Source organism: Pseudobacter sp. (assembly GCF_051955275.1).
Classification (GTDB): Bacteria; Bacteroidota; Bacteroidia; order Chitinophagales; family Chitinophagaceae; genus Pseudobacter.
In genome coordinates, this window is record NZ_JBQCGW010000151.1 from 1 (window position 1) to 4293 (window position 4293).

At 47.6% G+C, this 4293-nt stretch carries 4 protein-coding genes; 2 read left to right on the forward strand and 2 right to left on the reverse strand.

The features are described 5' to 3' along the window. Positions 1-131: 131 nt before the first annotated feature. Together ACTHMC_RS12900 and ACTHMC_RS12905 are read left to right on the forward strand one after the other, a co-directional pair. A complete protein-coding gene (locus tag ACTHMC_RS12900) occupies positions 132-1049 on the forward strand; it encodes a helix-turn-helix domain-containing protein (RefSeq protein WP_440413556.1) in 918 nt (305 codons plus the stop codon). 127 nt (positions 1050-1176) lie between these two features. Next, positions 1177-2013 carry an SDR family oxidoreductase gene (locus ACTHMC_RS12905; protein WP_440413558.1) on the forward strand — a complete coding sequence of 279 codons (837 nt, stop codon included), beginning with the start codon at positions 1177-1179 and terminating at the stop codon, positions 2011-2013. Positions 2014-2052: 39 nt separating this feature from the next. Here the strand turns inward: ACTHMC_RS12905 and ACTHMC_RS12910 are convergent, their stop codons facing one another. Next, positions 2053-3090 carry a hypothetical protein gene (locus tag ACTHMC_RS12910; RefSeq protein WP_440413559.1) on the reverse strand — a complete coding sequence of 346 codons (1038 nt, stop codon included), beginning with the start codon at positions 3088-3090 and terminating at the stop codon, positions 2053-2055. 92 nt (positions 3091-3182) lie between these two features. After that, positions 3183-4293, reverse strand: a 1111-nt coding sequence (locus ACTHMC_RS12915) for a DUF1624 domain-containing protein (protein WP_440413561.1), incomplete at its 5' end; no start/stop codon positions are given.

The following is a 4293-nucleotide window of genomic DNA, read 5'->3' on the forward strand; positions in this document are numbered from 1 at the left end:
ATGAATTCGGTAAACCGGGACAGGCAAAAGCACAGTTACTTACAGCAAAACAGCCCGCGATCCCGGGCTGTTTTTTTTCGCATCTCTCAGAAAAATGTTTGATTTTTGCAATATCATCAGCAATCAGCATCATGGCCAAACCACAATCTCTTGAAAGCTTTTACCGCGAGAAACTTAACTGGTTGCCCGCTAACCTTCAGCGGGAGATCGGCCATTTCAACGTATTCAGACTGGAAGACTGCATTGGAGACAATAAGCAGAACGTCCAATACACCCGGAGGGATTTTTACAAGATCTCGCTGGTCCGTGGCAAATGGGTGTATCATTACGCAGACAAAAGCATCGAGACCTCAGGCCCTACCCTCCTGTTCTTCAATCCCAGCGTGCCTTACACCTTTGAGCAGTTAGGCCCCGATTCCACCGGTTATTTCTGCATTTTCAAAGAAGGGTTCTTCTCTCAGCATCTTCGTAACGGCATGAAGAACTTTCCCATGTTCCTCCCGGGAAATAATCCCTGCTATGCCCTCAATAAAACCCAGGACAGACAGATCTCGCAGATCTTCCTGAAAATGCTGGAAGAAATAGGCTCTGAGTACACTTTCAAATATGACCTGCTCAGGAACTACGTAATGGAAATGATGCATTACGCCATGAAGATCCAGCCCTCTGAAACCCTGTACCAACACACAGATGCAAATGCCAGGATCACTTCCGTATTTACAGAATTGCTGGAAAGGCAATTCCCCATCGAAACCACTACACAGCGTTTCACCATGAAGTCGGCAAAGGATTTTGCTGAACAACTCAATGTACATGTAAACCACCTCAACCGCGCCATACGCACCACTACCGGGAAAACAACTTCCGAACATATTGCAGGCAGGTTGGCCACAGAAGCTAAATCGCTGCTCATGCAAACCGACTGGAATATCTCCGAAGTGGGGTATTGCCTGGGCTTTGAAAGCTCCGCCCATTTCAACCATTTCTTCAGAAAACAGACCAGCCTCACTCCCTCATCATTCAGAAAATCCCCCTGCCCGGTTTCTTAAGCTGAACTGCCCTATTGTTTGATTCAGACAATTATCCGTTTGGCGCAGGCAATATTCATGCATCCCGGCCACACTATTTTTGTATCCGTTTCATGGAACAAAAACAGTCAACCTAAAAATCAAGATGATGAATAATAAAGTATGGTTTGTAACCGGCGCCTCCAAAGGCCTGGGGCTTTCCCTGGTGAAAGCATTATTGTCCAAAGGATACAAAGTGGCAGCCACTTCCCGGAATATCGCGGAATTGAAAAACGCCGTTAACAGCAACAGTGAATCTTTCCTCCCTCTCAAAATGGACCTGGTGAACAGCGCCGATGTTGAGCAGGGCATCCAGGACACGATCAAAAAATTCGGCAGTATAGACGTGATCGTCAACAATGCAGGATACGGACTGGTAGGCGCTCTGGAAGAATTGTCAGACAAAGAGGCCAGAAAGAACTTTGATGTTAATGTATTCGGAGTACTGAATGTGATCCGCTCTGCCATGCCGCAGCTCCGCAAGCAGCAGTCCGGTCATATTTTCAATGTGGCGTCTGTTGGCGGCTTTGTAGGCAACTTCCCCGGCTTCGGCATCTACTGCGCCACCAAATTTGCGATGCATGGTTTTTCCGAATCATTGCATGCAGAGGTCAAACAGTTCGCTGTGCATGTTACCATTGCATCTCCCGGATACCTCCGCACCAATTTCCTGGACTCCGGTTCACTGGTAACACCGGAAAATGAAATTGCGGCTTACAGCAAGGTAAGGGAAGTGCAGAACCAGCACCAGCAGCAGATCAATGGTGCCCAACCCGGAAGCCCCGAAAAGGCAGCCGAAGCAATCATTGAAGTGTCCAATCAGCAGGAGCCGCCACTCCACCTGTATCTCGGAGCAGATGCATATGGTTTGGTAGAATCAAAACTGAAGACAATGAAAGAAGATATGGAAACCGTGAGAAGTATTGCCACTTCTATCAGCTATTAGATTCGAGACAAGATCCGGAAGCAAGATGTGCTTCCGGATCTATTTCTTTTTTATTGCAATGGTGTTTACATTGCTATTGGCCTGAGACAGCATGATGATCTTGCCATCGTGCCAGTATCGTGCCGTGGATGTACCTCCACTGTTATATGTTGTGTACGCTACAAAAACATCTTTGCCTGTCACTGACATCTTTGATGCAAAATCATCCTCTTTGCCATCGGTGAGGTTTTTGACTACACCATTCTTCCAGTATTGCACAACGCCCTTTCCCGACGCATTCTTAGTAAAACCTGACACATAAAGATCAGTGCCGGAAATTGCCAAATCCGTTGCCCTGGCATGAGTGGTACCATCACTGAGATTTGTCACAATACCATTTGTCCAATATTTTGCTACACTTATACCGCCGGATGAATTCTCATAGCCCGATACATACACATCATTTCCTTTAACAACGATGCCTGTGGCCTTTGCACTTGTAGTTCCCGCAGTGAGGTGATTCACCACACCGTTTTTCCAGTACGCCAGTTTGCCCTGGTCATCACCGGCTACATAAACAATTCCGTTCTGCACAAAAATATCATCGGCATGAGCAGCAGTTCCCAGTTCCGAAAACACACCATTCTTCCAATACCCGACCTTGTCAAAATCTCCGCTGGTTGTTCTTTTGTACCCTGACACATATACATCTTTCCCATCCACATATATTGCTGTAGCCTCAGTTTGAAAGTCGATTCCTGATGTCAGGTCCACCACTGTTCCATTTTTCCAGTATGCAGAATACCTCTTCCCTTCTTTTTCATATACGCCTGAAGCGTATACATCATTTTCAGCCACAAACACATCCGATACATAAGAGAAGGCTGGCTCGGGTACCGCACTCAGCTGTGTCATAACCGATTCCTTCCAAAGCACTGCACGCCATTCGCCACTGGCATTTCTGATGCCACCACCCGCATACACAGTGTAATTGGCCTTGGGTTCTTCAGGAGCAGGCACAGGATCATCGTCCTTTCCGCATGAAGCCAGCATTATTGTAAACAAAAAGGAGGAGAACACTTTCATTTGACTGTTCATTTTATTTTATGGTTTTATCGATACCAAAGAAATAAAATGGAACAATGCGCTCTATCACTGAAAAATGTGATTTATCCGGCCGTTATTCTTCTTTAAAAGTAGCTCAGCCACTTCTTTTCAGCCTGGTTCGCCTGCTTGTAGCGGCTGAACCACAGGCAGGCCGGGTAGAGAAGCAACATCACCCCGATCCAGACCAGGTACACTACCACCAGTGAGAATCCGTACCCCACCAGCTGCTGATTGGCAGTGACCCATGTAGTGAAATTCACCATATCGGAGGCCGGTCTCCCGGAGATCATAGCCCCGAAAATGCCAAGGGTATGGATCACCGGAATATGGATCAGGTAAAAGAACATCGGCACTTTTCCGAACACCATCACTTTGGATGTGAAACGGTTCAGTGGCCGTTCTGCATAGGCCAGGAACAGTAAGGCCGGTCCGGTGGTCATCAGTATAAAAAGAAGGGACGGTGGATATTTGGTCACATTCACAAAAGAAAAAACAGTAAAGAGTGCATTTTTTTGCGACGACCAGTTTCCCGGATCGCCGTATGTATTGGTGAAACGAAGTACGATGAAAACTGCGATGGCGCCCAGGCCGATATTACGCAGGATTCTTTTACGGTAAGCCGCATCGATATCAGAGGCATACAAACTCCCCAGGCAAAAACCCAGGGAGATGATACCGATATAGGGAAGCACCGGATACCCGATCACCAGATTGGCGGGACCCACCCGGAATCCGAAGAAATTGGGATCATGCAGTAACGACCAGATCAGGGCAGGAAAGCTGTCCCCGGCAATATGCACACCATCGAAAGCATTGTGCGCGCCAACCAGTACCAGTCCGAGGAACAACAAAACAGGCCTGGGCAGGTGGATCAGTAAGGCCAGCACCATCATACTGATGCCGAATGCCCAGATCACCTGGAGGATAAAGGCGGGATAATGCGGATTGAAGGTCCAGGCCAGGGTCACGTAAGCAAACTCCAGGATCACCAGCCACAATCCGCGGGTGAAAAGGAAGAACGACAGGGCCTTTTTCCCATGCTTCATACCGTACAAACAAGCTGAAATACCGGCCAGCAGCGTGAAGACAGGTGCACAGTAATGCGTGATCCATCTTGTCAGGAAGATCGGAGCGCTAGTGAAGTTCAGGTCGGTAGGATCATGTAGATATGAGTAGGCATGGAAATAATCGCGG